Source organism: Arcticibacter tournemirensis (assembly GCF_006716645.1).
GTDB lineage: Bacteria > Bacteroidota > Bacteroidia > Sphingobacteriales > Sphingobacteriaceae > Arcticibacter > Arcticibacter tournemirensis.
In genome coordinates, this window is record NZ_VFPL01000001.1 from 3,866,733 (window position 1) to 3,892,328 (window position 25,596).

Below are 25,596 nucleotides of genomic sequence, written 5' to 3' on the forward strand. Positions count from 1 at the left end.
TTCTGTAAGCCGAACAAGATAACTGCATTTTTGTGATTTGTGAAATAAAACCTGCACTTTATGGATATTTTCACTGTACGTCACTTGATTATTCAGATATTCGTTACAAAGAGTTAATAATTTATATCTAGACAACTAATATTTATCTTCGCTGTTACTCTTGACGCAGATATATGAACCAGACTCGCGAGATTAAAAACTTTATTTTCAGCCAGTATTTTTCAGATGGACTTCGTATTTCAGCAGGAGTTTTGCTTCCGCCTCTGCTTTTGTCGCAAATGGGATATTTAGAAAACGGCATCGCAGTTTCGATGGGCGCCATAGTAACAAGTATTCCCGACAATCCCGGAGCCGTGGTCCATAAAAGGAACGGCATGCTTTTCTGCATTCTTTTTATGGTAATTACCTCACTGCTCACCGGGTTTATTAACGATTATCCGGTATTGCTGGTTGCCGAAATATTCTCCCTGTGCTTTTTCTTTTCCATGTTCAATATCTATGGTAATCGTGCTGCGGCCATTGGAACCGGAGTGCTGATTATCATGGTTGTCAACGTTGACCGCCAATTTAATACACAGTCATTGCTTGAATATACCGGTTTTCTGCTGGCGGGCGGTATCTGGTATATGGCCTTAAGCCTGGCTGTTTCGCAGTTCAGGCCATATCGCATCGCACAACACTCCCTGGGAGAATGCATAGATAAGATTGCTGAATATCTGAGGCTGAAAGCGAGTTTCTATGATACGAATGCTGATTTTAATGATACTTATAAAAAGCTGGTGGATCAGCAGATCATGGTACATCAGCAACAGGACAACGTCAGGGAGATCCTTTTCAAAAACAGGATGTTCACTAAAGATCCCACAGATACTGGCCGTCTTTTGATCCTTGTATTCCTTGACGTTATCGACCTTTTTGAACAAACAATGGCTACGCACTATGATTACAAAACAATCCGTACATCATATGGTAACAGCGGCGTGCTCCAGGAATTCAACAAAATCCTTTTAAATATCGCCCGAGAACTCGAAGACCTTGGATACGATATCAATGCAAATGAAAGGCCTCGTCTCTCGCAGGATTTTCTGCCGCAGCTGGAGCAGCTAAAAACCAGTATCGATAACGTGGAAAATAACTTCGTACTAAAAAAGATACTGATTAACGTTCGAAATATCGTCAACAGAATAAATACCATTTATAGCTATTTTAATCATAAGAAGCTCGAAACGGTTAGTATAAATGACGAAAAAGACCTTGGACGGTTTGTCTCGAGCCAAAACCTCGACCCGAAGCTGTTTATTGAAAATATAAGTTTTAAGTCGGCTATTTTTCGTCATGCACTAAGAGTTGCAATTGTTTCAGTTATTGGTTACCTGGTTTCAAAGCTTCTGCCCCTCGGACATCACAGTTACTGGATATTACTTACTATCCTTGTACTGCTGAAACCGGGATTTAGCTTAACCAAGGAGCGGAATTATCAAAGGTTGATCGGGACTCTGATAGGAGGAATTACAGGGGCCTTGATTATTTATTTTATTCCCGATCAAACGATAAGGTTCATTCTCCTTTTGATATTTATGCTTGGAGCCTACAGCTTTCAACGTCTTAACTATGTGGTAAGCGTGCTCTTTATGACTCCTTATATTCTTTTAATGTTTAGTTTTATTGGCCTGGGGGATTTAAGCCTTGTAAAAGAACGAATCCTCGACACCTTCATCGGATCGTTCATAGCTTTCCTGGCCAGCTATTTCCTCTTCCCTTCATGGGAATATCCGCAGCTAAAGAACTTCATGAGGAAGTTGCTTATTGCAAATTATCACTATCTTCTGAAAGTCGCCGACGGTTTAAGAGGTAGAGATCTCGACCTGACAGAGTATAAACTCGTACGTAAAGAGCTGTATGTTAGTTCGGCCAACATGGCCTCTGCGTTTCAACGCATGCTTTCAGAGCCCAAAAACAAACAAAAAAACGTTAGGGAGGCCAGTAAGTTTATTGTCTTGAACCATAAGCTTTCTTCCTACATAGCAACGCTGATGTCCAGCATACGGTACAATGAAAGCCGTCAGATCAACAAAGCACATATTAAGTTGATCAGAAAAGCCCTATACCAGCTAGCTGAAGCGATCTCATTGCTAAAGGATGACAAGAATGACGACTTTCAGCCATCCGAACTGCATATTCCTGAAAATGGCATCATTATTTCAAACGAAGACACCGACAGCAAACTGATTGCAGAACAACTGGAATTTGTTAACAAGACCGCAAGCGACCTGGTAAAGACAACCGTGCGGGTTACGGGGGACGAGTTGAGGGTTGAGAGGAGTTGAGAGTTCAAAGTTGAAGGTAAAAAGAGCTGAAAGGTGAAAGCGGAAAGCTCAAAGGTTTGAAAGTTGAGGGTTGAAGGAGCGGAAAGCCGTTGAGGGAGCGGAAAGCCGAAAGCAGAAAGGTTTATTGGTCTAAGGCTTAAGTCGATCTGATTAACTGTCAATTGTCCCCTGTCCATTTTCAATTGCTTACAGCTTTCTCAATCGTTGTCTTCATGTTCACTTTCAACCATTCTCATGCCGAAAGCCGCCGTTGCCCCATGCACAATGACGGAGATCAGTACCACAAAGCACAAAGTGGCCCATAGTTCATCTGCATATTTGAAATCGGCCTTACTTAAGCCAAAAGCAAGATAAAAGAAAGAGCCGATACCTCTTATCCCAAAAAAACTGATAGCCGTTTTTTCCTTCATACTGAGGTTAACCGGTAGCAGAGTTAGCATCCCTCCTATGGGGCGTATGAGTAAAAGAAAGGCTATACCAAATAACGCCAGGGGCCATGTTAAAGCATCAAGCACTCCCGTTGCAAGGCTGCCGCCGAAAAGCAAAAGTATAATGCCGAGAAGTATCCGCTCAATCTGGTCGGTGAAAGAATGCAGACGCGTATGGTACTTATCATGCATCTCGTAATTCCTTAAGGTAATGGCAGCAACAAATACAGCGATAAAGCCATAGCCATGAACAAGCTCCGTTACACCATAGACAACGAGTGTGACAGATAAGGCCACAAAGCCGTCCCTGATTTCCACAAGCGATTTCTTTTTTGGGAGATAAAAGACGAGCCATGCTGTAAGCCTTGCTATAAGAAAACCGCATGCAATCCCCGCTGCGATTCTATAGAGCAGGTCCTTGTATAACCATTCAGAAAGATCGGGAGTCTCGCCCGACTGGATCATAAAAACCACAATTGCCAGCCAGGTAAACGGAAAAGCCGTGCCATCGTTCATGCCTGCTTCTGCTGTAAGGGCGAAGCGAACTTCACTTTTCTCCCTTTCATGTGGCGGACCTACCTGCACATCAGAGGCGAGTACCGGGTCAGTGGGCGCCAGAACAGCACCCAAAAGGATAGCAGAAGGCAGGTCAAAACCCAAAAAATAATAGGCTATTGCGGCAACTCCTCCAATACAGAGAACCATTGTGATGCTCACCAGCAGAAAGGGTATCCGCCAGCTTCTGAAAGAAAAAGGACGGTCAATCTTTAAGCCAGTCCCCATTAGGGATATAATAACCATTATTTCGGTTAAATGCAGGGTATACGATTCTTTACGCAGAGGATCAGGTGTCGGAAAAAAATCAAATGTCCTGTATAACAAGAAACCAATGAGAACGTAGAATATAGAATAAGAGATGCGTGTTTTTTTTGCTAAAGCCGGCATCCAGGCCATACCGAACGCAGCCAGACCAACTATCAGTAATTCTATAATATAAACATTCATTGATACTTCTTACAAAGAACCCGTCTGATTGTTCTCCGATAGGGCAAAAGCTTTAATACAGCGCTTTAAAAGAAGATGAAGGCAGGTATTATAGTAAAAGCCGGCTCGCCAGTCCGAGGAGGATCAAAAAGCCAAATACGTCGGTAAATGTGGTAATAATAATAGAAGAGGCGATCGCCGGATCAATTCCGACCCGTTTAAGAAGCAGAGGGATGGAAGCTCCGGTTATACCAGCAATTACAAGATTTCCGGTCATTGCAAAAAAGATCACCAATCCCAGCATGAGGTTACTGTCATAGATTAAAGCAAAAGCGAAAACGATCAGTCCATTGGCCGCTCCATTGATGAGGCCCACGGTAATTTCCTTTAATACAGTACGATATGCTTGATTATCGGTAAGGTCATTTAAAGAAATACGCCTCACCGTCACAGCAAGGGCCTGTGTGGCTGCGTTCCCTCCCATGCCTGCAATCATTGTCATATAGCCAGATAATATTACAAGCCTTGATATTGTAGGCTCGAAATACCTGATAACAGAAGATGCAAGAAAAGCAGTTCCTAAGTTGATTATAAGCCATGGGAGTCGGCTTCTCACAGCTTCTTTCCAGTTACCCGATAGTTCCTCATCTTCAGACACCCCCGAGATCTTCAATATATCCTCTGTATTCTCTTCTTCCAGAACGTCGATAACATCGTCGAATGTGATCCGCCCGAGCAGATGCATGTCATCATCCACCACAGGAATACTGCTCAGATTATACTGTGAAAGTAATTTTGCCACCTCTTCCTGGTCAGTATTAGCCTTTACGTACACAAAATCATCATTTACCAGCTCACGGATGTGTACTGTATTTCTCGACTTTATAATATCTTTTAATGAAACAATGCCTTTTAAGCGGTTAGAGTTATCGACTACATTGATCGTATAAAACTCTTCCATCTCCTCCGACTGCCTGATAATTTCATCGAGCGCTTCCTTTTTCGTCAGGCTGCTGTTCACCTTAATTACCTGGGTGTTCATCCTGCCCCCGGCGGTGTCCTCTTCGTAAGTCAGCAGGTTACGGATATGGCTTGCGTCCTCGGCATCCAGATCCTGAAGGATTTCATCCTGCCGTTCCTGGGGAAGCTGGCTTATAATATCGGTAGCATCATCATAATCGAGCTCTTCAACGATCTCGGATCGTTTTTCAGGATGGAGTTTCTCCAGGAGCTTTTCAGGGTGCATCTCTGCATCCATTTCGGAGATAACCTCAGAAGCTACATCCGCAGGAAGAATATTAATGATATGCTCGCGCGACTCTTCCGAAAGGCTTTCAAACAGAATGGCAATTTCTGATGCATGATACTCCTCAAGCAAAACTTTCAGAGCGTTTTCATCCTCATCCTCCAGTGCCTGTTTGATCCGTAGAGTGTCCGTTTTATTAAGCTCGAAAGACTGCATCGCGTGCTAAAATAAGTAAATGAATCTTTATCCTCTCATTAGTTTTATATTTTAACCCTTTGTTAACAGTAAAGCACCCGTATGGTTGGAGACACTGCTAATTTATCCTGCGGCTACGGCAGAAGCGCCGCTCTACAGAAACGAGGAGCTTTGCGGACCCTGATTAAAGAGCAGGTCGACTACGCTTAAATTGGGTATAAAACCGTTTCTATCTTCAAAAACCTGAAAATAAGGAACCACCGGCTCTGTCATAGCCAACTTCGGATGAATAGAATTTCTGAAATCATCTAAATCGGGATACGCATCTTCATAAGCATTGGTATAAGACCACGCAATATCGAGCTTCAGGAACTTCAGCAGCAGGCCGAGCAGTTCTTCATTATAGTCAAACAGGTAATCCCATTTCTTCTGATAGAATGCAGCAAAGTCATCTTCGTAAAACTCGAAATAGGCAGAACTGCGATATGAAGTCTGCATACTCATCCAATGCAGGCGTTGCCAGTCGAAATCATAGCTAATCCGCACATCCTTCACCATGGTATGCACTTTGGATCCCTTTACTACCGGAACAATCAGGGCGAGCTTCCCCTGGGGCGAGTGGATAAGAGCCCTGTTCCTATAGGTTTGTTTCGGGAAATGTTCAAACCGTTCTATAAAAACGTTGTCCTTATACTGCCTGATCTTACTGAAGAATTCTACAGGCGGAAGATAAAATAACGGAAAAATTGCTCCTTTATTCATGGTATGTACTATGTTTGTAATTCAGTTCGACGAAATTAACGATAAAAAGCACAGATGAAGAAGGTTCTTACAAGCCTTACAAAATATCCTTTATATATTATTTCTCTTCTCCCTTTCCCGGTACTCTATTTAATGGCCGATCTGCTCTATGCAATCATCTATTATGCTGTTGGTTACCGGCGGCAAGTGGTGCAATCAAACCTCAGGAACGCCTATCCGGAAAAGACGGATGCTGAAATATATTCTATAGAAAAAAAATTCTACCACTGGCTTTCCGACATGATGCTTGAGTCGATAAAGATGGCCTCCATGTCGCCTGAAACAATAAAAAAGCGGTTCCGGTTGAACAACCCCGAATTAATCAGCAGCTATTTCAGCGAAGGGAAACCGGTTCTCCTCGTCACTGCACATTATGGAAACTGGGAATGGGGATCGCTGGTCCTTTCAGCTAATTTCCGGGAACCACTGATTATCGTTTACAAGCCCCTTACGAATAAGACATTCGAGGAAATGATGAACCATGTACGATCCCGTTTCGGCGCGATCATGGTTCCTATGAAACAAACCCTCCGCAAGATCGTCAACTACAGATCAAGCACATATTGGGCTGTCTTTTTAGGCGATCAAACTCCTGTCAGGCAGGAAGCGCATTACTTCACCAGCTTTTTAAACCAGCGGACGCCGGTATTCCTGGGAATCGAAAAAATCGCTAAAATGACCAATGCACCTGTTGTATTCGGGCATCTTAACAGGATAAAAAGAGGATATTACGAGGCTACTTTCACTACCCTGTCAGAAAATCCGGCAGGTACCACAGAATATGAGATAACCGAATCGCATACGAGGCTGCTGGAAAAAATCATCAACGAAAGGCCCGAACTGTGGCTATGGTCGCATAAACGATGGAAGAACAGTTATTAACCACACCAATGACATCAGTACCCGAAGTAGCAATAGTGATCCTTAACTGGAACGGGAAAATCTATCTTGAACAGTTCCTCCCTTCTGTGCTGAGATCATCTTATCCTAACTTCAGGATCATAGTGGCAGATAACGCTTCATCCGACGAGTCGGTGGCTTTCGTCCAATCTCATTTTCCTGAAGTAGAAATCATTGTAAATGAGTCGAACTTTGGTTTTGCAGGAGGATATAATGCTGCTCTGAAACAGGTTCGGTCAGATTACTTTGTACTCCTCAATTCAGATGTAGAAGTAACACCCGGCTGGATAGAGCCGGTGATAACGCTCATGGAAAGCGACCTGCAGATTGCTGCGGCACAGCCAAAGCTCAGGGACTTCAACAACCGCAGGCGTTTTGAATATGCCGGAGCCGCAGGGGGTTACATGGATAAATTCGGATATCCTTTCTGCCGGGGGCGGATATTTGACCACATAGAGGAAGATGAAGGACAATATGACGTTTCTACGGAGATCTTTTGGGCTAGTGGTGCTGCTTTATTTATTAAAAGGCCTTATTGGGAGGAAATAAATGGCTTTGATGCCGATTTCTTTGCTCATATGGAAGAGATAGACCTTTGCTGGCGTCTTAAAAACCGCGGATATAAAATTGTTTATTGCCCTTCTTCGGTAGTTTACCATATCGGCGGAGGGACACTCCATACAGAGAATCCGTATAAAACCTACCTTAATTTCAGGAATAACCTCGTAATGCTTTTGAAAAATCTGCCTTTCAGGAAGGCGCTCCCTGTACTTTTTATAAGGTTCTGGCTCGACTTTATTTCCCTGCTCAAGTTCGTGGCTGAAGGAAAGTTTAAACAGGCACGTGCAATCAATAAAGCGCATATAGCATTCTTTTCAAGATACCGAACTAACAAAAGAAAGACATTGAAAGACTATAACTTCAACGCCGCAGGCTTGGTCAAAAAAAGTATCGTTTGGGAGTATTTCGCAAAAGGGAAAAAAACATTCCGCGAATTGTAAGCTACTTTTCTATGTTTCGCAGTCCCGCAACCTCGCCTATGATGATAATAGAAGGGTGAGTAAGGTTATTCGCTTCGGCAATGGCGGGCAGGTCTTTTACTTTTCCCACTCCTGACTTTTGCTTCGGCAGGGTTGCATGCTGAATGATTGCCGCCGGCATCTCTCCCATTCCTTCTGTTATATAGGTTTCTGCAATCTCTTCTACCTTTTTCATTCCCATGTAGATAACAACAGTAGCATTGCTCTGCATGGCCAGGCGAAGATCGGACGATAGCCGGCCATCTTTTTTCGTACCGGTGATCACCCATATCCCCTCGCTAAGAGTACGATGAGTAAGTGGTATATCTTCAAAACCCGCAGCCTGCATACTGGTTATTCCGGGAATGTAGAAAGCATCGATGCCGTGTTCACGTGCGAAGATGATCTCTTCATACCCCCTGCCGAAAATAAAAGGGTCGCCTCCCTTTAACCGCACCACAGTTCCTTTTTCACTGGCTTTCTGAAGGATCAATTCATGAATGGTCTCCTGCGCAGTATATTCGCCATAGGGCCGTTTTCCAACATAGATCTTTTCGCAGTCAGCAGGAACAAGATTCAGCAATTCTTCATTAGCAAGGTTATCGTATAATATTACCCTTGCCCGCTGTAAAACCTTATATGCTTTTAATGTAATCAGATCCGGATCGCCGGGTCCCGCCCCTACGACGTACAATTCCTGGTTTGTCCTGTTTCCCGCATTCATTTGAGTAGCGGAAAATACGATTCATTTTGCATAAATAGAACAAAAAACGAAAATCGAACTAAAGTTCTGCTCCAGTTAAGAAATTTCATGAAAACTTATACTTTTGATTTGCCAATACTTGTTTAAATAACAAATCAACTTATGCGCACAAAAACTGATAGGGATTTGTTAATAAATGAAACATAGCAGATAAATCATGGAGTATACCCAGTTAGGAAAATCAGAACTAAAAGTAAGCCAGATCGGTTTTGGATGTATGTCGCTCGGTACGGACCTCGAAACTGGCCGCGGCATCATAGAGAGAGCCATCGAACTGGGTATAAACTACTTTGACACGGCGGACCTGTACGACAAGGGATTGAATGAAGAAATACTGGGGACAATACTGAAAGATAAAAGAGACAAGATCGTCCTTGCAACAAAAGTGGGGAACCAATGGAGAGCCGACGGTAGCGGATGGGACTGGAATCCCCGGAAGGAATATATCATAAAGACATCCGAGGAAAGCCTGAGGCGCTTAAAAACCGACTACATCGACCTCTATCAGCTGCATGGAGGCACCATTGACGACAATATAGATGAAACCATTGAGGCTTTTGAGATTTTGAAACAACAGGGCAAAATCAGATACTATGGTATATCCTCCATCAGGCCCAACGTAATCAGGGAATATGCACAGCGATCGCAAATAGTAAGCGTAATGATGCAGTACAGCCTCCTCGACAGACGACCGGAAGAAAGTTGCCTTGATTTCCTGCTTCAAAAAAACATCAGCGTGGTGACGCGCGGAAGCATAGCCCAGGGCCTGTTAACGGGCAAACCTCCAAAGATGTACCTAAACTATGATGAAGAAGAAGTTGATACTATCGCCAAAGCGGTTCGCTTTGTTGGAGGAGAAAAAAGAAGCCAGGCACAGACAGCGCTTCATTATGTCCTGCAACAGCAGGCTGTTGCTTCTGCGGTAGTCGGCATCCGTACAATAGTTCAGCTTCAAGATGCGGCAGGTACGCCGTCTACGCCATTGCTTACGAAAGCTGAAATTAACTTTCTTCGCGAAGCTATAAAGCAAAATTATTACGAACAGCACCGTTAGATGTGGATAGTAGATATGAGATATTAGGTTAGATACTCTATTCGGCTTCCCGATATTTGGTACCTGTTACTCAAATCTCAACACTCAATTCACTACATTAACCGGCTTCCCTTCTGTAAAAGCCTTAAGGTTTTGATAGGTGATCTCCAGAATCCGTTGCCGCGCTTCCCTGCTCATCCATGCATTATGAGGAGTTATGATACAGTTCTTCGCTGTCAGTAAAGGATTCCCGCTGCGCGGCGGTTCTTCAGTTAACACATCAATTGCAGCCCCGGCAATTATCCCCTCATTTAATGCTGCAGCCAGGTCCCGCTCATTAATCAGCTGACCTCTCGAGGTATTGATGATATACGCGGTTTTTTTCATTATGCTGATCAATGTTCTGTCAACAAACCCTTTGTTATCTGACTTCAATGGAAGATGCAGCGATATAATATCGCTTTCCATGAACAAAGAGCTGAGATCTGAGTACCGGGCAAGCTCTGTTTCTTTTTCCCGGGGAGTATGATAAATCACATTCAAGCCAAAGGCATTTGCTATGCGTGCAGTTTGCTGACCAATATTCCCAAACCCTACCAGGCCCATCGTTTTGCCGCTCAATTCAATCAAAGGAGTTAATGTATAAGCAAAGTCCTGTGATCGCTGCCAGTCGCCACCGGCAACTGAACTGCTGTGCAAACCAACCTGGTTAACAAGTTCGAGGATGAGGGCAAAAGTATGCTGAGCCACCGAGTTCGTACTATAACCCGGTACGTTACATACAACAATCCCTTTTTCCCGGGCGGCTTCGATATCGATTGTATTATATCCGGTTGCGAGTACATTGATCAGCTTCAGTTTGGGAAGCTTACCGATCACGTCCTTTGTAAACGCAATTTTGTTGGTGAGCACAACTTCCGCTTCAGCACACCGCGCTATCACTTCGCCCGGATCACTCCGGTCGTATATCTCTATATCCGCAAATTGCTTTAAAGCATCCCAGCTCAAGTCTCCGGAGTTCAATGTAAAACCATCTGTTACAACTACTTTCATATTATCAGCATATTTTTTATCATGAAAAAGAAATAAAATCTCTATCTTGTAGACTACTTACCGAAATGGTATTCCGTATAAACACATAAATCCTTTGTTCATTTAAAATAATCAAAGCAAACATATAATAGAGAATTATATAGTACAAAATGAAAAGTAAACCTCAATCGGTCATCGCAGCAACAGGTAGTTATATACCAGATACAATTATCAAAAATGACCATTTTTTATCTCATCGCTTTTTTGATAAGGACGGCACAATCATTCCTAAAGAAAACACCGAGATCATCAGAAAGTTTAAAGAGATAACAGGTATAGAAGAAAGACGATATGCAGCCCCTAATGAACGGGCATCCGACCTTGGCTTTTTTGCAGCGAAAGATGCACTTGAAAGCTCCGGTATAGATCCCGAGAGCCTGGATTACATTATTGTAGCCCATAATTTTGGCGACATCCCCGTCGGAAGCAACCGCGTAGATACAGTACCTACCCTTGCTTCAAGAATTAAGCAAATGTTAAAGATTGAAAATCCCGACTGCATAGCCTACGATTTACCATTTGGCTGTCCGGGTTGGGTGCAGGGACTTATCCAGGCCGATTACTATATCAGATCGGGCGATGCCAAACGATGTCTGGTCATCGGGACCGAAACCTTGTCGAGAATAATAGACCCGCACGACAGAGATTCATTATTATACGGAGACGGCAGCGGAGCCGCCATTTTAGAGGCATCCGAAAGCGGCGAAAGCGGTATCCTGGCACATAAAACCCGCACTTATGCCATTGAGCACGCTTTGCTTCTAGCGATGGATAGCTCGTACACATCGGAGTACCCCATGCAGGAGGATCTTTTTATAAAGATGAATGGCCGCAAACTGTACGAATTTGCAATTACAAACGTCCCCCTACTCGTTAAAGATGCACTGGATAAAGCGGGTCTCCATATTTCAGAGATCAGCAAAGTGCTCATTCACCAGGCAAATGAGAAGATGGATATGGTGATTTTGGAAAGACTCTTCAAGCTATATGGCATGAAAAGTCCGGGAGAAGAAATAATGCCGATGAGTATCTCCTGGCTCGGAAACAGCTCGGTTGCTACTGTTCCTACATTATTAGATCTAATCATGAAGGGTCAGATGAAGGAACATTCACTTAAATCAGGCGATAAAGTTGTAATTGCATCTGTTGGAGCCGGAATGAATATAAACGCAGTGATATACCAACTGTAATACGATCAGTTTAAAAATAAAATCTCCATCCTGAGAAGATGGAGATTCAAACTAACCAATTATAAACCTTTTTATTAAGAACCCAAAAATAAAGCGGTTATTTCAATTTAGCATTACTTACAGCAATGATTTAACAAATTTTAACGTTTTAGCAGCCCATTAAAAAAGAAAAGCCCTCAACTTTTGGAGCTGAGGGTCAAGGTCTATAATTAGCCAGATGAGCAATTATCAAATATATGTAATATTTCGAAATAACAAATAGAAAAAACATATAAAAATATCCCCTCCCAACCTGCCTGCTTAGATTCCATAAATAAAGTAAACACTGTTTGGATTAAGGTGTTATAAGAAGTAACAATCTAAAATTGAAAACATGAACAATCAGGTAATCGACAAATTAAAGGAAAGCTTCAAAGGCCCTATTCTTCAGGAAAATGAAAATGCTAATGTAGGCAAGTCTGAAAGAATTCTTTCTCTTGCAACGGGCGCTTTTATTCTATTTCAGGGTGTTAAAAATATATTCTCACATCCCCTTATTGCTATTGGCGAAATAGCTGTTGGGGGGGCGCTCATGCAGCGGGGGGTAACCGGATACTGCGCTGTAAAAGCAATGGTCGATGCGGACATCCAGGAGCCGGTTTCTATCGTTGTTACAAGTCCCGAGCAGATAACGGTATCTTAATTTTTTGCTATGACCGGAATCGGAACAGAACCGTTTGATATCACTATCGGGATTTCTTCCGGAAAAAAGGAGCTTACAGTCTTCCCTGAGGAGGACAGATATACCCTCAAAGAATCCGGAAGCATCGTAGCCGTTATTAAGCAAAACGAAGGCAGATGGCAATTCACCACCGGGAGCTATACGAATGAAGACGCGCAGAAAATCGGTGCAGCTATTGTTAAATTACAGAAACCTGAAGGAGCAGCTGGCTGCTCCTTCCTTTTTGAAACCTAAACAAACCACCTTACTCCTTGTTATTTAAAGCTGAACATATTAAATAACAATATTATGACCTTAACAAAATCTTTCAGCTTCTTATTCGGACTGTCTTTTTTGATTGCCTCCTGTGGTCAAAGCCCCAAAACATTATCCGGCGTGCAAACTGGAATGTCGAAGGAAGAAGTTATTGCTATTGTAGGCGAACCAAAAAACAAAAATGTTGTCAATAAAACCGAGATCTGGGATTATCCTGAATCAGATCGTACGGTTGTATTCAGAATGGATACAGTGTACACCATCCTCACTTCCGCTGAAGCCCGGGCAGACTCTGTTGGTATGTGGCTCGACAAAACCAATGATAAAGTAAAGGACCAGCTGGGGAACTTCGTGGATAAAGCAGACAGTGCCGGCGACCGCATTACGGATAAGCTTAGAGATAAGCTAAAAAAGGACACAACAGATAAGGAAAAGAAGTAGAATGAGCATTGAATCAGTAAATCCGCTGAATGGAGAAGTAGTCCGTACTTACCAGCCATATCCCGCAGAACTTGTAACCCGGAAAATACGTCAGTCACATCAGGCCTTTCTTAGTTGGAAAAACACCTCTTTTAGTGATCGGGCATTCTGCATGACCAGAATGTCGGATATATTAAGGAAGCGGAAACATGAGCTGGCGAAGCTGATGGCTGTTGAGATGGGCAAGCCAATCAAAGCAGGCGAAGGTGAGATTGAAAAGTGTGCCCTTGTATGCGAATACTACGCCAAAAATGCCGAAGAATTTCTTGCCAGAGAGACAGTGCCGAGCAGCGCTGCAAGGAGCTATATAACCTTCAACCCGTTAGGAGTCGTACTCGCCATTATGCCCTGGAATTTTCCTTTCTGGCAAACGTTCCGGTTTCTTGCGCCTGGCCTGATGGCCGGAAATTGCTGTTTACTGAAACACGCCTCTAATGTTCCAGGCTGTGCGATCGCTACCGAAGAAATAATAAAGGAAGCAGGGTTCCCGGATCGTGTATTTCAGACCCTGCTTGTTGAAAGCAGCGCTGTGGAAAAGATCATCGAAAATCCCGTTATAAAGGCGGTAACATTAACCGGTAGTACAGAGGCCGGCATGAAAGTAGCACAAAAAGCTGCTTCCCTGATAAAAAAGGTCGTCCTTGAGCTTGGCGGAAGCGACCCCTACCTCGTCCTCAAAGACGCCGATGTTCCATTAGCTGCCGCAACCTGTGCCGAAAGCCGCCTGATAAACTCGGGTCAAAGTTGTATCGCGGCTAAACGTTTCATCGTAGTAAAAGAGGTAGCAGAAGAGTTTATCAGGCTCTTTAAAGAGGAAATGCAGTCGAAGAATATGGGCAACCCGTTGGATGAAGCTACCGCGTTGGGACCAATGGCCAAAAAGGAGCTGCGTGATCAGCTTCACGCGCAGGTAACCCGAAGCATAGATCAGGGAGCAGAATGTATCCTTGGTGGTCAGATATCTCCCGGTTCACACGCCTTTTACCCTCCAACTATACTCATTAACGTTAAAAAAGGGATGCCTGCCTACGAGGAAGAAATGTTCGGACCAGTAGCTTCCGTAATTACAGTATCAGACGAAGAAGAAGCAATACAAGTTGCTAACGACACAAGCTTTGGACTAGGTTCTGCTGTTTTCACAACGGATATAGAGCGCGGAGAAGAAATTGCTGCCAGCAGGTTGAATTCAGGATGTTCATTTGTAAATGACTATGTTAAATCAACTCCCGAACTCCCGTTTGGAGGTGTTAACCAGTCAGGCTTCGGAAGAGAATTAGGGACGTACGGTATAAAGGAATTTGTAAATATAAAGACTGTCTATATAAAGTAATTGACTCTATCCGAACACTTATGTCCGAAAACGTGCATGTGCGCTAAGCAATAAACATACAAACAACTGACAGTAAGCATATTGCAAATATGGCCTGTAAAATGTAGTATTGAAATAGTAAAGGGATGGGACTCACCTGTTCGTTTTATATTCAACTATACAGTATGATCAGTTTAAAGCATATTTATAAATGGTACAATACCGGAGGCACACGCAATTTTGTACTAAAAGACATAAACTTCCAGGCAGAGGAAGGTGAATTTATATCTATAATGGGTCCTTCAGGATCGGGAAAATCAACCTTATTACACATCCTCGGGATGCTCGATGAGGCTTCGGAAGGCGAATATGACTTCATGGGGCAATCCGTATTCAGGTTAAAGGAGAAACAAAGGACGGCTTTATACAAAGAACATATTGGGTTTGTATTTCAAGCCTATCATCTCATTGATGAGCTAACCGTTTACGAAAACATTGAAACACCCTTGATCTATCAGAATGTTAAAGGCAGCGAACGAAGAGCGATCGTAGCAGATACACTTGATCGTTTTGGGATTGTCGGAAAGAAAGATCTTTTCCCGTCACAACTCTCCGGCGGACAGCAGCAGCTCGTCGGAATAGCCAGAGCGCTGGCAGCGAAGCCAAAACTTATCCTTGCCGATGAGCCCACGGGCAACCTTAATTCTAAACAGGGAGAAGAAATTATGGACCTTTTTAAGCAGCTTAACAAGGAAGATGGCGTTACGATCATTCAGGTCACGCACTCCGAGAAAAACGCCGCTTATGCATCGCGTATTGTGCACCTGCTTGATGGGAGAGTTGAGAAGATAGAAAAAATGATACATTAACTTAAATCAAACTTAAACGCTTCAAAGTTGTTATACTAAAGGAACTTCCATCTGGGAAGCTGACCCTTTGTATGACAAAACTTTATTTTTTTCTCTTTTCGTTATCCCTCTTAATCAACATTAAAGGCCTGAGAGCTCAGAACATCGATACCTTGTTGTCTAAAAGTGAGGAAATCCTCGAAGAAGGCAGGATATTCAGCATTAAGGGTATTGGTATGGCGTTTCCAATGGGTGAGGTTTCGGACGTGTTAAGTCCAAAGTTCTCATCTGAAATCGGATTACAGATACTCTTGAAGAACCCCCGGTATTTTGTTTATCCGGCGCTGGATTACATGAACTATAAATACGATCAGAAGTATGATGATCCAGGCTATGATTATAAAACCAAAAACGCCAGTGCAAAGTTGTACATCGTCACTTTTTCTGCGGGGTTAATAAAGCAAATCAACAAACTTCGCATCTTTAGTTCAGCAGGCCTTGGAGGCGGTATCATAAACGAGCCAAGGGCAAACGTAAATGCTGCCGCTCATGAAATTAACTTTGAAAACAAGTCCTCTTTTACCGGAACGTTACGACTAAACACCGGACTGGATTATGGAAAAAAAACATTTAAGTTTTTTGCAGAGATAAGCTACCTTCTGCAAACCAAACGAATAGAACAGAGCAATCTGCACACGCTGGCTATTAATGTCGGTACGAAAACAAATCTTTACCGGTTAGCTAAGAGTTTAAAGAAGCTCCGGGAACAATAAGAAAATATGGATCTGAAAGAAAGAATTAGCATCATGAAAGGCGACATCACCAAGGTTGCTGCCGATGCTATCGTAAATGCAGCCAACTCCTCACTAATGGGAGGAGGAGGTGTAGACGGCGCTATTCACAGGGCCGGGGGAAAACGAATCCTTGAAGAATGCATGGAAATTGTAGGCTTACAGGGAAAATGTGAAACCGGAGATGCCGTTATCACCTCGGCGGGTATGCTTCCGGCAAAGTATGTTATACATACCGTGGGGCCTGTATGGAATGGAGGCAACAATAGCGAGATTGAAAAACTAGGTGATTGCTACACCAATTCGCTTAGTCTGGCAGTAAAACACGGTATAGAAAGTATTGCTTTCCCTAATATCAGCACGGGGGTGTACCGCTTCCCAAAAGAAAAAGCAGCAGAAATTGCATTTAATACCGTAAAGAACTTTCTCGAGAATGATACATCAATCACAAATGTCTTTTTCGTATGCTATGATGAAGAAAATGAGGAGCTATACCGGGCCCTCTATCAGAAACTCTGATTAAGGCCTTCTGAAGCGCCCCTCTCCCTGCATAAACTGCTTCGAATGGGGCTTATCCAGTCCGCTCACTCCTCCCGAGACAACAAACTTCATCGCTTCACTTGCACTTAGATCAAGCGGCCGCACCTTGTCTGCACTTACTATAGCTAACTGACCTGCAAAAGAGTACGAAAAAGGAAAATATACAGCGACCTCTCCTTCCAGATCAAGCCTGGAAAGATCCTTCTGCGTTACAAAACCCACCTGCTTGTATCCCGAATTGTTTATTTCTACGATCACCGGCTCATGAAACTTCTTCTCATCGCCAACAAAAGCCTCAGTGAGGTCTTTAATGGATGAATACAAAAAATTGAAGAGCGGAAGGCGGTTCAGCCAACGGTTAAACCAGTTCTTTATCGGTTCCGTGATGAAATTCGTAACCACAATACCGGCAAAAAGTATGATAACCAGCACCGTAAGGATCCCTAATCCGGGGATATAAACCGGCAGTCCGGTTTTCGGGTCAACCCATATCACGCCGCTTAAGTTCAAAAGCTGATCGAGGGACGACACTACCCAATAAATCAACATGACAGCCGCGCCTAAAGGGACAACCACTAAAACACCTTTAATAAAATAATTCAATAATGCCCTGACTATTCTGTTCATTGTTAAAGATATATGAGATGATAGAGTGACTTAGTCCGCTGCCGGAAATCACTCATAATAATAAACTCTTTTTACTCTTTGGGAAATCCCCGTAAGAATCTCGTAGGGAATAGTCCCGAGCTGTTCAGCGATCCATTCAACAGAGATATCTCTGTTAAATACAATAACCTCATCCCCTTCCCTTGCGTCCACCCCTGTAATGTCTAACATACACATATCCATACAGATACTTCCGATTGTAGGGACCACCTTCCCTCTGACCATCATCTTCCCGGTACCGTTTCCAAGTTTACGGTTGTACCCGTCGGCATAACCGATCTTCACGGTAGCAACTTTTCCATCCTGCCGCAGAACACCTCTCCTGTTGTAGCCCACTGTTTCGCCGGCTTTAAGTGTCTTGATTTGGGATATGCTGGTTTTAAGCGTAGCCACCGTCTCAAGCGGCGAAGCCTTACCCTGATAAACGCTGTCGATCCCGTACAGGCCAATTCCAAGACGTACCATATCAAACTGCGCCTCCGGCCAGCGGCTTATAGCCGACGTATTAGCAAGATGTTTAATCACAGGATAGCCCACGGCACTTTCAATCAATGAAGTCCATTCTTTAAAAAGGGCAATCTGCTGCCTCGTGAAATCATCTGAGGCCGGATCTTCACTGCTCGTCAGGTGCGAAAATGCGCTTTTCACCCTCACTACTTTAGTTGCCTTTAATTCCGGAAGCAGAGCTTCCAGCTCTGTACCAACAAAGCCCAGGCGATGCATACCCGTATCCAGCTTAATATGTACAGGATAATCTTCACGGTTTTTACGATTGAGCACCGCAATGAAATCCTTCAGTACCCTCAAGCTATAAATTTCGGGTTCGAGATTGTTGTCGATCATGGTGTCAAACCCCATCACATCCGGGTTCATCACCATAATCGGCAGAGTGATGCCCGAGCTGCGAAGCGAAACGCCCTCGTCGGCAAACGCCACGGCAAGGTAGTCGACCTTGTTAAACTGAAGCAGGTTAGCAATTTCAAAGCTTCCGCTGCCATAAGAGAAAGCCTTTACCATCGTGGTGATCTTCACCCCTGGTTTAAGCTGCGATTTATAGTAGTTAAGATTATTTTCCAGCGCATTGAGGTTGATCTCAAGTACGGTCTCGTGAACTTTCTGAGTCAGCGCCTTACTGATACGCTCGAATTCGAAACGTCGTGCGCCCTTTAGCAGAATACTTTCGTTCGCCAAACCCAGCTCATCCAGGTTCTCCAGAAAGGTGGCCGTATCCGGAAAAAAAGCATGACTGATGCCGAACTTCCCGGCGTGTTTACCAATTTCCGAGCCGATGCCTATCAACCTGTCAACCTTTTTGTTCTCCAGTAAAGCAGCTACCTGGGTATACAGCGTTTCAGAATCAGTTCCCGCTTCGGGGATATCCGAAAGGATTAAAGTGCGCTGCTGATGCTGCTTCTGCTGCTTCAGGAAGTCAAGTGCTATAGCAAGAGAGGAGATGTCAAGACTATACGAATCATCGATCACCGAACAATTATTGATTCCTGTTTTTAGCTCGAGCCTCATACGTACGGGCTGAAGCTTTTCAATCCGCTGATCCGCAATCAGGGGTGAGTAGCCCAATGCCAGCATCGTTGCCCAGCAGCAGATCGCATTTTCTACAGATGCAGCATCCGTAAAAGGGATCAGACACTGAACATCCAGTCCAAGGTATTTCCCCCGAAGAAACTGGAATTTATTGTCCTCGGATATTTCGCCGTCGATAATCTCGAGATCGGCTTTGCCATTCCAGCACCAGGTAAACTGTTGCTTGCCGGGGATATCACCAGTATATCCCTGGAGGTACTTTGGCGAATAAATAAAGAGATCTGTATCTTTAAAAAGTTTCAGCTTCTCTGCAATCTTTTCTTCTAAAGAGCCAAAACCCTCGTTATGGGCCTGTCCGATATTCGTCAGTATCCCGATGGTTGGCTTAATAATCTCCTCAAGGGACGACATCTCGCCCGACCTTGAAACACCCGCCTCAAAGATGGCCATAGTGTGTTCCTCACTCATCGCCCAAACCGACAGGGGAACGCCAATCTGAGAATTATAACTTTTAGGGCTCCTTACTACGTTTTTTTCGGGAGCAAGCAGCTGATACAGCCATTCCTTCACAATAGTCTTCCCGTTGCTGCCGGTAATTCCGATGACAGGAATGTCAAAAAGACTCCGGTGATGGGCTGTCAGCATCTGCAGGGCCTGAAGTGTATCGGCAACCAGCAAAAAGTTGGCGTCCGTATATTTCCCCGGGAAGAACCGCTCGTCAGAGACCACAAAATTGCGGACCCCTGCATCGTAAGCTTCCGCAATAAATTCATGTCCGTTTCTACGACCCTGTAAAGCAAAAAAGAGGGCGTGATGGATATCGCCTAGCTTCCTGCTGTCGAAAGCAAGCGTATGTAAAGCAGCGTTAGAGATGGGCGTAAATGACCTTGCGTCAATCAATTTGCTCACCTCCGCGATAGAATATGATATATGGTACATTTGTCCCCAAATTTCAGTTAATTTTTCAGTATTTGAATGATAATTTTACGAATTGAAATGGATACCGGCAGAACACCTAATAAATCAATAGATAAAAAGACGGCGCTTGCAAAAGCCGGAAGCTTTTGTGCCTACCAGGAGCGCTCACAGCAGGAAGTACGCGACAAGTTATATAGCTATGGATTGAAGACTGCCGAGGTAGAAGAGCTGATATCCGAACTCATCGGAGCCAACTTTCTTAACGAAGAGCGTTTTGCAATAGCCTACGCACTCGGCAAGTTCAGGATAAAGAAATGGGGAAGATTAAAGATCGTTGCTGGCTTAAAGAACAAACGCGTTCCGCCGGGGATCATAAATAAAGCCCTGCGGCAGATTGATGCCGGGCTCTATTTTGACACACTACAAACCCTCCTCAAAAAAAAGAATGCAGCAGTAAAGGAAAGCAACCACTTAAAGAAGAAACAGAAGCTGCTCCAGTATGCCGCAGCGAAGGGATTCGAAAAAGACCTTATTTTTGATATCCTGAATTCCAGCGATTTACTATAAAGTTTAAAAAAAAACACAATTTGATATTGACAAACATCCTTTTCTGTCTATATTTGCATCACCAAAACGGAATACACCATGCGAAAGTAGCTCAGTTGGTAGAGCACAACCTTGCCAAGGTTGGGGTCGCGAGTTCGAATCTCGTCTTTCGCTCCAATCCCTTCCCCAAAAGAAGGGATTTAAATTTTAAAAGGTTCTTTAACCTGCTCGGGTGGTGGAACTGGTAGACACGCAGGACTTAAAATCCTGTTCTCCTTACAGAGAGTGCGGGTTCGATTCCCGCCCCGAGTACCAGAAAAACTGAGGTTGTTCATAAATCGTGAGCAACCTTTTTTTGTGCCATATCGGATCCGCCGAAAATCGGATCAAGCGGAATAAATGGGATCTGTTCCAAAACCTGTGGACTAAGCAAATAATTTCATGAGTCTGAAGAGGAAAAAGTTTACATTTCCTACGCCTCTGTATTGGGCTCTGAAAGCTTTAATTTTGGCGTTGAACGATTCGGCCGAAGCGTTTGTACTTCGGTTATCAAAGTAGTTCAGGATATTGTTGTGGTGGAGCGTGATGGTTCTGGCAATGGTATTAAAAGATTTAAAGCCGGATTGCTCCACCTTCTCATTCCATCGGGCCAGTCTTGCAAAGGCGTAGAGCTTATCTTTGGTATTGCTGAATATCCAGGATAAGCCCCGGGTTAGCTGATAGGCTTTCTCCAGGGAAGGATATCGCTCAAAGAGCAGGGAAGCCCGCTCTGCCTGTTCTGCACTCCAGTTTTGCTGGTCCTTGTAGAGCAGATAGCGGCTTCTGGCCAGTAACTGCTTTAAGGTATCTCCATTGGATAATACTTCAGGTGAATAGTTTGTTTTACTTGCTTTGGCTTCTTCCAGAGCCTGATTCTCTGCATCAATGGCTTCCCAGCGGTATTTGATCCGTATTTCCTGCAGCGCTTCTGTGGCTAACTGCTGCACATGAAAGCGATCAATGACCTGAGAGGCCAAAGGGAAGCACTTTTTAGCGATCAGACTCATGTTGCCCGCCAGATCCAGGGTGATCTCTCTGACCTTATTTCGCAGTCTTTGGGGGATCTTTTGAAGCAGTGGAATGATGTTCTCTGAACGGGTACCTTCCATAATGGCAACCAGAGTGCCCTTTTTGCCTCTGGCTTCTTTATTGGTGACCACCGTATAGAGCTCACCCTGGGAAAGACTGGTCTCATCTATAGAGAGATAAGGACCGATGTTCTGTGGGAAGATCAGGCCTTTACGGGCATCGGTACAGTGCTCCCAATTCTTGTATTCACTGAGTTGATCGCGATAATAGCGCTGCAGCTTCTTCCCTTTGATCCCGTAAAAGGAGGCAATCGTCTGTAGACTATGCGGCTGGGTATCGGCTGATTGCTTTTAAAAAAGCCGCGAAATCACTGGTGATCCGCGTTCCTGTTGCCACAACACGCCAATCCCGGTGAACGACCTTTCCTGTATCCAGATTCCACCATCTGCGTCGCTTAACATGCAAATACACTTCTTGTCCCCGTATAGGAAAGTCCTGCAGAATGACTTCATCAAAGAAGCCCTTTGAGAGCAACTTACTGGTCTTGTATTCCACCGGAGTGGAGTTGATCTCTTCCAGGTAAATATGAATCCCGCTAGTGTCTTTTTTGTGATCTGTCAATTGGAAATAATCGGATACTCCTTCAGGAATAATCAAGGGAAGTAGGGCTTTAAACGACTCGTGCATTTATGGATTTTATGCCCGCTAATATCTTACTTTTACTCTTCTCTCCACAACTTTTGTCCCTGTTCCTACAACACCGGGCCAAGCCCCGGCTATGGTACGGCCATGGTACGGTAAAAGGGGGTTAAAGACACCGTTGGGCAGTGCCTTTAACAAAATCAAATCATTCCAAACGAAAAATGTCGGATTCGGATCCGTGGTAATAATCCCGGCGGCGATACGACGACAGGTCTTCAGTATTCCATGGGTTTTATAGGAGTCCATGGTTCGTTCGGGAACTCTCAATCGTCGGGCCACCTCTGTGACAACGAGCCACACCTCCAGCTCTGGCAGTGCAGTTGTGTGGGGTAAACCTCGGAGGGACATCATCGTGCCCATCGAGGTCATGCGAACACAAAGCTCCCGTACAAACTCCGATAAAACACGTTTTGAACCCGATAGCAGCTCCTGCAGATCAATACCCAAAATAACACGATTACATTAGAAGATGAGATCCGTTGCAAGTACCCGGTTATTCATTCCTCTGACAGTGTTCTCGAAGGTGGATTATGCAGTTTACGCTGTTTGTTCTTACATGAAGCATAGAACTCATTGTAAGCAGATTCCATTTTCTTCAGATCGCGATCGCCGGCATATTCGCTGAGATATACCCTTGCATGTGGCTTAAAGCTGTCGAGGTAATCCAGTAAGGTAACACCAAAGATCACCTGAAAGGTGGTTTTAGATGATTTTTTCAGGATGACCGATAAACCGTTCTCAAAATGGATTCGTTCAAGGTGTTGTGAATAAACTTCTCCCTGAGGATAAATCCCCAGCATGTTATTAGGGTCTTTCAGAAGTCCGGCAGCGTAGTTGAGTGACTCGATAACTTCTCGCGAAGCTTTCCTGATAGAGAAACAGCCAACATACTTCAAAGGAATAAAAGCCTTCAGCTGGTCTTCTACCACCATTACCCTGAATTGCTTTTTTAACAGCTGACGGTTAAGCCGATGCAATATAGCGCCATCGTTAAAACTGTAGTGATTCATCAAAACGAGACACGCCTGCTCAGAATCAATTTCGGGGCTTTCTACAAAACGAATGCTGGCAAATTTACGGAGAACTGTTTTTTCTACGATATGTGTAAAAAACCATTTCAAATTCTTTATAGGCTTATCTCGGATCATATTGTACTAACTGCAAATGGCTGGTGATTATTTCAGCCAGTCCTTCATTTACAAGTTCGTGGCCAGTGTTGAGTATATGCAATGATGAATTCTCCAGCATGGCCGAAAACTCCCGGCCAATTGATGGAGGAAACAACCGGTCGGTTTTTCCAAAGTAAAAATAGGTGCTTATCCGGTTCCTGTTAATGATATCAGCAAGCTTCGTTTTGTCAAAACGAAGACCGGCGAAGTAGGTGATCACTTGATAACAGGTAAGCCTTGAGGCTTCGGTTCCGAACTCACCCCGCAGAATCCGGTACAGCGGATCATCAATATAACGATATTTTAAGAGGCTGTTCAATATGAGATTAACTGTTTTGGGACTGTAAACGAGCTTATAAAACAGCCGGTTTATAATTATGTTTCGCGATCCGATCTGGAGTAGCGTATTGGGTCGTATACCGTCCGGCGCAATAAAATAAGCATGGTCAACTTTATTCCCCAGTTGTTCGATAATTGACAGTGCCATCAGCGCTCCCATGCTATACGACAGCAGAGAAACTTTCTTAAAACCCATTTCCTGCATGAATTCGGCGATGTAGCTGCCAAATTCTGAAGAATGCAGGCCCCGGCGTATTACCTCCAGCGAGCTTTCAAGCAGTTCTGTATGACCATGAAAAAACAAATCGAAGCTGTAAATAGTATAGCGTTCTGCAAATGCCGATTCAAGCACTGAAAATTGCGTGCCTTTCATGCCAAAGCCATGAAAAGCGAGCATAGCTTCGGGGCCCTTACCATATGTATAGTAATGCAGGCGAACTTTATTATTAGAGAATACTGCCAATTAACCGGTAATAAGGGTCCAAAAATACGTTTATCCTATAAGTTTCAAAATAGCTGGAGGAAATGCCCGTTCATTTATTGCAGCTATTTTACCTAACTGCTTCGTAGGCTCCTACATGCATGGCCTTGTTGAAACGATTTGCCACAGATGATTCTTGCACGGCATGTTCGATAAGAAAATGATATGTGACAGCCCTTCTGCGCATAAAAGCAGTACTCTGTATCAAAAACCGTATCACTAATTCATATCCTTTTGTATATTAGTAACCGGGTTTCGATTGCCTATCGATTCTTAATCTCTACGTTTTATACAAATTAAAAAATCCAAAAGGAAGACATGGAACTTGAAAATCTATCTGAATTAAGCGATGAAGTACTACTAGAAAAAATAAAGAAAATAAAAACCAATAAAATTCTCGATAATGCGCTCATAGGGTTTACTATTGGAATTGTGGTTTATAGTGCCGTAAAAACGGATTTACTTTTTTTACATTCTTTCCCCTGCTATTAACGGTTGCAATCCTTAGAAACTCTAAAAACAATAAAATGCTGGAGAGTGAAATAGCGAAAGAATTACAAAGCCGAAAGAGTCAGGACATGCCGTGACGAGAATATAGGGCATATAAACTTTCATTAACTCACGCTTGCTGAGCTTTGCACTCCGGAAGATGCCCAATCTTGAAATTGAGGGAGTTAGCAATAAAACAAAGGCGATTGGCATCCTTGTGTAATTCAAGGGCTTTTTCTACCATCGAAGGCTGGGCAACGGTAACAACGGGTTTGAGTATAATGGATGTAAAACGTCCGCTTCCGTCAGGTTCCTCTACCATAATCCCTTCGGCATTGTCTTCATAATCTACAACAATAACGCCGGCAGTTGCACAGAGATGCAGGTACCAAAGCATATGGCATGACGAAACAGAAGCCAACAGGAGATCTTCTGGGTTATGCAGATCTGCATCGCCCCGATACTGCGGCATTGATGAGCCTTGAATGACTGCTTTGTTTTCTACTTCGATGGTATGTGTTCGTTTATACGAATTATAGGCTGAGGTTCCTTCTCCAGGATTCCCTGTCCAGTTAACTTTCACTTTGTAGCTGTGTTCTTTCATATAACAAAAGTAAGGGGAATTATTGAGAGTCGTTAGACGGTGTAAAAGCTATCATCTTATCTAACGTCTCCATTATCATTAAAAAACAGCTAAAAATCAATGGGGGCGGACTCTACAAAAATGCGGTCTGGAAAGACGTTTAGGAGCTCC

General features: G+C 43.7%; 26 protein-coding genes and 2 tRNA genes. 15 read left to right on the forward strand and 13 right to left on the reverse strand.

The genetic code is table 11. The annotated features are described in order from the left end of the window. Window positions 1-173 precede the first annotated feature (173 nt). Window positions 174-2,327: an FUSC family protein gene (locus BDE36_RS16280; RefSeq protein ID WP_141815703.1), complete on the forward strand. Its 2,154-nt coding sequence runs from the start codon at window positions 174-176 to the stop codon at window positions 2,325-2,327. A gap of 197 nt (window positions 2,328-2,524) precedes the next feature. Here the strand turns inward: BDE36_RS16280 and BDE36_RS16285 are convergent, their stop codons facing one another. The 3 genes from BDE36_RS16285 to BDE36_RS16295 form a co-directional block, all read right to left on the reverse strand. Beyond that, entirely contained in the window at window positions 2,525-3,760 is a 1,236-nt protein-coding gene (locus BDE36_RS16285; RefSeq protein ID WP_141815704.1) for a cation:proton antiporter, read from the reverse strand. A gap of 88 nt (window positions 3,761-3,848) precedes the next feature. Further along, window positions 3,849-5,201: a magnesium transporter gene (gene mgtE / locus BDE36_RS16290; protein ID WP_141815705.1), complete on the reverse strand. Its 1,353-nt coding sequence runs from the start codon at window positions 5,199-5,201 to the stop codon at window positions 3,849-3,851. Between the two features lie 132 nt (window positions 5,202-5,333). Next, entirely contained in the window at window positions 5,334-5,942 is a 609-nt protein-coding gene (locus BDE36_RS16295) for a WbqC family protein (protein WP_141815706.1), read from the reverse strand. Between the two features lie 54 nt (window positions 5,943-5,996). On the opposite strand from BDE36_RS16295, the gene BDE36_RS16300 reads away from it, so the two are divergent. Continuing rightward, complete coding sequence (locus tag BDE36_RS16300; RefSeq protein WP_141815707.1) at window positions 5,997-6,863, forward strand: lysophospholipid acyltransferase family protein; 867 nt, start codon at window positions 5,997-5,999, stop codon at window positions 6,861-6,863. Continuing rightward, window positions 6,845-7,882 carry a glycosyltransferase family 2 protein gene (locus tag BDE36_RS16305; protein WP_244939623.1) on the forward strand — a complete coding sequence of 346 codons (1,038 nt, stop codon included), beginning with the start codon at window positions 6,845-6,847 and terminating at the stop codon, window positions 7,880-7,882. The genes BDE36_RS16300 and BDE36_RS16305 overlap by 19 nt, the downstream gene beginning before the upstream one ends. Before the next feature lies 1 nt (window position 7,883). Here the strand turns inward: BDE36_RS16305 and cobA are convergent, their stop codons facing one another. Further along, window positions 7,884-8,624, reverse strand: a complete 741-nt coding sequence (gene cobA, locus BDE36_RS16310; protein WP_128771424.1) for a uroporphyrinogen-III C-methyltransferase — start codon at window positions 8,622-8,624, stop codon at window positions 7,884-7,886. A gap of 196 nt (window positions 8,625-8,820) precedes the next feature. Between cobA and BDE36_RS16315 the strand changes: the two genes are divergently transcribed. Next, window positions 8,821-9,717, forward strand: coding sequence for an aldo/keto reductase (locus tag BDE36_RS16315; RefSeq protein WP_141815708.1), 897 nt, complete (start codon window positions 8,821-8,823; stop codon window positions 9,715-9,717). Between the two features lie 84 nt (window positions 9,718-9,801). Here BDE36_RS16315 and BDE36_RS16320 read toward each other — a convergent pair whose 3' ends face one another. Beyond that, entirely contained in the window at window positions 9,802-10,749 is a 948-nt protein-coding gene (locus tag BDE36_RS16320) for a D-2-hydroxyacid dehydrogenase (protein ID WP_141815709.1), read from the reverse strand. Window positions 10,750-10,898: 149 nt separating this feature from the next. On the opposite strand from BDE36_RS16320, the gene BDE36_RS16325 reads away from it, so the two are divergent. The 8 genes from BDE36_RS16325 to BDE36_RS16360 all read left to right on the forward strand — a co-directional run bounded on the left by BDE36_RS16325 (window position 10,899) and on the right by BDE36_RS16360 (window position 16,901). Continuing rightward, window positions 10,899-11,978 (forward strand): 3-oxoacyl-ACP synthase III family protein, encoded by a 1,080-nt coding sequence (locus BDE36_RS16325; RefSeq protein WP_141815710.1) that lies wholly within the window; start codon window positions 10,899-10,901, stop codon window positions 11,976-11,978. A 373-nt stretch (window positions 11,979-12,351) separates the two neighbouring features. Then, window positions 12,352-12,660: a YgaP family membrane protein gene (locus BDE36_RS16330; protein ID WP_128771428.1), complete on the forward strand. Its 309-nt coding sequence runs from the start codon at window positions 12,352-12,354 to the stop codon at window positions 12,658-12,660. Between the two features lie 9 nt (window positions 12,661-12,669). Beyond that, window positions 12,670-12,933 (forward strand): hypothetical protein, encoded by a 264-nt coding sequence (locus BDE36_RS16335; RefSeq protein WP_141815711.1) that lies wholly within the window; start codon window positions 12,670-12,672, stop codon window positions 12,931-12,933. A 54-nt stretch (window positions 12,934-12,987) separates the two neighbouring features. Then, window positions 12,988-13,395 carry an outer membrane protein assembly factor BamE domain-containing protein gene (gene bamE, locus BDE36_RS16340; protein WP_128771430.1) on the forward strand — a complete coding sequence of 136 codons (408 nt, stop codon included), beginning with the start codon at window positions 12,988-12,990 and terminating at the stop codon, window positions 13,393-13,395. 1 nt (window position 13,396) lies between these two features. Continuing rightward, the gene (locus tag BDE36_RS16345; RefSeq protein ID WP_141815712.1) at window positions 13,397-14,764 is read left to right on the forward strand and encodes an NAD-dependent succinate-semialdehyde dehydrogenase; all 1,368 of its coding nucleotides are present in this window, start codon (window positions 13,397-13,399) and stop codon (window positions 14,762-14,764) included. 164 nt (window positions 14,765-14,928) lie between these two features. Then, a complete protein-coding gene (locus BDE36_RS16350; RefSeq protein WP_141815713.1) occupies window positions 14,929-15,612 on the forward strand; it encodes an ABC transporter ATP-binding protein in 684 nt (227 codons plus the stop codon). A gap of 71 nt (window positions 15,613-15,683) precedes the next feature. Further along, window positions 15,684-16,364: a hypothetical protein gene (locus tag BDE36_RS16355; protein WP_128771433.1), complete on the forward strand. Its 681-nt coding sequence runs from the start codon at window positions 15,684-15,686 to the stop codon at window positions 16,362-16,364. A 6-nt stretch (window positions 16,365-16,370) separates the two neighbouring features. Further along, the gene (locus tag BDE36_RS16360) at window positions 16,371-16,901 is read left to right on the forward strand and encodes an O-acetyl-ADP-ribose deacetylase (RefSeq protein WP_141815714.1); all 531 of its coding nucleotides are present in this window, start codon (window positions 16,371-16,373) and stop codon (window positions 16,899-16,901) included. Here the strand turns inward: BDE36_RS16360 and BDE36_RS16365 are convergent, their stop codons facing one another. Next, window positions 16,902-17,549 (reverse strand): DUF502 domain-containing protein, encoded by a 648-nt coding sequence (locus BDE36_RS16365; protein ID WP_141815715.1) that lies wholly within the window; start codon window positions 17,547-17,549, stop codon window positions 16,902-16,904. 48 nt (window positions 17,550-17,597) lie between these two features. Further along, window positions 17,598-20,069: a bifunctional UDP-N-acetylmuramoyl-tripeptide:D-alanyl-D-alanine ligase/alanine racemase gene (locus BDE36_RS16370; protein WP_141815716.1), complete on the reverse strand. Its 2,472-nt coding sequence runs from the start codon at window positions 20,067-20,069 to the stop codon at window positions 17,598-17,600. Between the two features lie 36 nt (window positions 20,070-20,105). Here BDE36_RS16370 and BDE36_RS16375 point away from each other — a divergent pair, with 36 nt between their 5' ends. The 3 genes from BDE36_RS16375 (at window position 20,106) to BDE36_RS16385 (ending at window position 20,909) form a co-directional block, all read left to right on the forward strand. Next, entirely contained in the window at window positions 20,106-20,615 is a 510-nt protein-coding gene (locus BDE36_RS16375; RefSeq protein ID WP_235904412.1) for a regulatory protein RecX, read from the forward strand. Window positions 20,616-20,695: 80 nt separating this feature from the next. Then, a tRNA-Gly gene (locus BDE36_RS16380) sits at window positions 20,696-20,771 on the forward strand. Between the two features lie 49 nt (window positions 20,772-20,820). Beyond that, window positions 20,821-20,909 (forward strand) — tRNA-Leu (locus tag BDE36_RS16385). Between the two features lie 110 nt (window positions 20,910-21,019). On the opposite strand, the gene BDE36_RS16390 is transcribed toward BDE36_RS16385, so the two are convergent. The 6 genes from BDE36_RS16390 to BDE36_RS16410 all read right to left on the reverse strand — a co-directional run bounded on the left by BDE36_RS16390 (window position 21,020) and on the right by BDE36_RS16410 (window position 25,446). After that, entirely contained in the window at window positions 21,020-21,973 is a 954-nt protein-coding gene (locus BDE36_RS16390) for an ISAon1 family transposase (RefSeq protein WP_420837441.1), read from the reverse strand. Between the two features lie 10 nt (window positions 21,974-21,983). Then, complete coding sequence (locus tag BDE36_RS24015) at window positions 21,984-22,349, reverse strand: ISAon1 family transposase N-terminal region protein (RefSeq protein WP_202616981.1); 366 nt, start codon at window positions 22,347-22,349, stop codon at window positions 21,984-21,986. Between the two features lie 18 nt (window positions 22,350-22,367). After that, window positions 22,368-22,610 (reverse strand): hypothetical protein, encoded by a 243-nt coding sequence (locus BDE36_RS16395; protein ID WP_141815717.1) that lies wholly within the window; start codon window positions 22,608-22,610, stop codon window positions 22,368-22,370. A 251-nt stretch (window positions 22,611-22,861) separates the two neighbouring features. Next, a complete protein-coding gene (locus BDE36_RS16400) occupies window positions 22,862-23,512 on the reverse strand; it encodes a lysophospholipid acyltransferase family protein (RefSeq protein WP_141815718.1) in 651 nt (216 codons plus the stop codon). Beyond that, window positions 23,499-24,335, reverse strand: coding sequence for an alpha/beta fold hydrolase (locus BDE36_RS16405; protein ID WP_141815719.1), 837 nt, complete (start codon window positions 24,333-24,335; stop codon window positions 23,499-23,501). The genes BDE36_RS16400 and BDE36_RS16405 overlap by 14 nt, the downstream gene beginning before the upstream one ends. 637 nt (window positions 24,336-24,972) lie before the next feature. Beyond that, the gene (locus BDE36_RS16410) at window positions 24,973-25,446 is read right to left on the reverse strand and encodes an OsmC family protein (RefSeq protein WP_141815720.1); all 474 of its coding nucleotides are present in this window, start codon (window positions 25,444-25,446) and stop codon (window positions 24,973-24,975) included. Between the last annotated feature and the right edge of the window lie 150 nt (window positions 25,447-25,596).

What these genes read in the sequence shown, in the direction of transcription:
- BDE36_RS16345 (WP_141815712.1), top strand. Translation starts at nt 13,397, where the DNA reads ATGAGCATTGAATCAGTAAATCCGCTGAATGGAGAAGTAGTCCGTACT.
- BDE36_RS16370 (WP_141815716.1), bottom strand. Translation starts at nt 20,069, where the DNA reads ATGTACCATATATCATATTCTATCGCGGAGGTGAGCAAATTGATTGAC.
- BDE36_RS16355 (WP_128771433.1), top strand. Translation starts at nt 15,684, where the DNA reads ATGACAAAACTTTATTTTTTTCTCTTTTCGTTATCCCTCTTAATCAAC.
- BDE36_RS16375 (WP_235904412.1), top strand. Translation starts at nt 20,106, where the DNA reads ATGATAATTTTACGAATTGAAATGGATACCGGCAGAACACCTAATAAA.
- BDE36_RS16285 (WP_141815704.1), bottom strand. Translation starts at nt 3,760, where the DNA reads ATGAATGTTTATATTATAGAATTACTGATAGTTGGTCTGGCTGCGTTC.
- BDE36_RS16395 (WP_141815717.1), bottom strand. Translation starts at nt 22,610, where the DNA reads ATGGACTCCTATAAAACCCATGGAATACTGAAGACCTGTCGTCGTATC.
- bamE (WP_128771430.1), top strand. Translation starts at nt 12,988, where the DNA reads ATGACCTTAACAAAATCTTTCAGCTTCTTATTCGGACTGTCTTTTTTG.
- BDE36_RS16365 (WP_141815715.1), bottom strand. Translation starts at nt 17,549, where the DNA reads ATGAACAGAATAGTCAGGGCATTATTGAATTATTTTATTAAAGGTGTT.
- BDE36_RS24015 (WP_202616981.1), bottom strand. Translation starts at nt 22,349, where the DNA reads ATGCACGAGTCGTTTAAAGCCCTACTTCCCTTGATTATTCCTGAAGGA.
- BDE36_RS16335 (WP_141815711.1), top strand. Translation starts at nt 12,670, where the DNA reads ATGACCGGAATCGGAACAGAACCGTTTGATATCACTATCGGGATTTCT.
- BDE36_RS16400 (WP_141815718.1), bottom strand. Translation starts at nt 23,512, where the DNA reads ATGATCCGAGATAAGCCTATAAAGAATTTGAAATGGTTTTTTACACAT.
- BDE36_RS16320 (WP_141815709.1), bottom strand. Translation starts at nt 10,749, where the DNA reads ATGAAAGTAGTTGTAACAGATGGTTTTACATTGAACTCCGGAGACTTG.
- BDE36_RS16300 (WP_141815707.1), top strand. Translation starts at nt 5,997, where the DNA reads ATGAAGAAGGTTCTTACAAGCCTTACAAAATATCCTTTATATATTATT.
- BDE36_RS16315 (WP_141815708.1), top strand. Translation starts at nt 8,821, where the DNA reads ATGGAGTATACCCAGTTAGGAAAATCAGAACTAAAAGTAAGCCAGATC.
- mgtE (WP_141815705.1), bottom strand. Translation starts at nt 5,201, where the DNA reads ATGCAGTCTTTCGAGCTTAATAAAACGGACACTCTACGGATCAAACAG.
- BDE36_RS16350 (WP_141815713.1), top strand. Translation starts at nt 14,929, where the DNA reads ATGATCAGTTTAAAGCATATTTATAAATGGTACAATACCGGAGGCACA.
- BDE36_RS16325 (WP_141815710.1), top strand. Translation starts at nt 10,899, where the DNA reads ATGAAAAGTAAACCTCAATCGGTCATCGCAGCAACAGGTAGTTATATA.
- BDE36_RS16360 (WP_141815714.1), top strand. Translation starts at nt 16,371, where the DNA reads ATGGATCTGAAAGAAAGAATTAGCATCATGAAAGGCGACATCACCAAG.
- BDE36_RS16305 (WP_244939623.1), top strand. Translation starts at nt 6,845, where the DNA reads ATGGAAGAACAGTTATTAACCACACCAATGACATCAGTACCCGAAGTA.
- BDE36_RS16330 (WP_128771428.1), top strand. Translation starts at nt 12,352, where the DNA reads ATGAACAATCAGGTAATCGACAAATTAAAGGAAAGCTTCAAAGGCCCT.
- BDE36_RS16280 (WP_141815703.1), top strand. Translation starts at nt 174, where the DNA reads ATGAACCAGACTCGCGAGATTAAAAACTTTATTTTCAGCCAGTATTTT.
- cobA (WP_128771424.1), bottom strand. Translation starts at nt 8,624, where the DNA reads ATGAATGCGGGAAACAGGACAAACCAGGAATTGTACGTCGTAGGGGCG.
- BDE36_RS16410 (WP_141815720.1), bottom strand. Translation starts at nt 25,446, where the DNA reads ATGAAAGAACACAGCTACAAAGTGAAAGTTAACTGGACAGGGAATCCT.
- BDE36_RS16295 (WP_141815706.1), bottom strand. Translation starts at nt 5,942, where the DNA reads ATGAATAAAGGAGCAATTTTTCCGTTATTTTATCTTCCGCCTGTAGAA.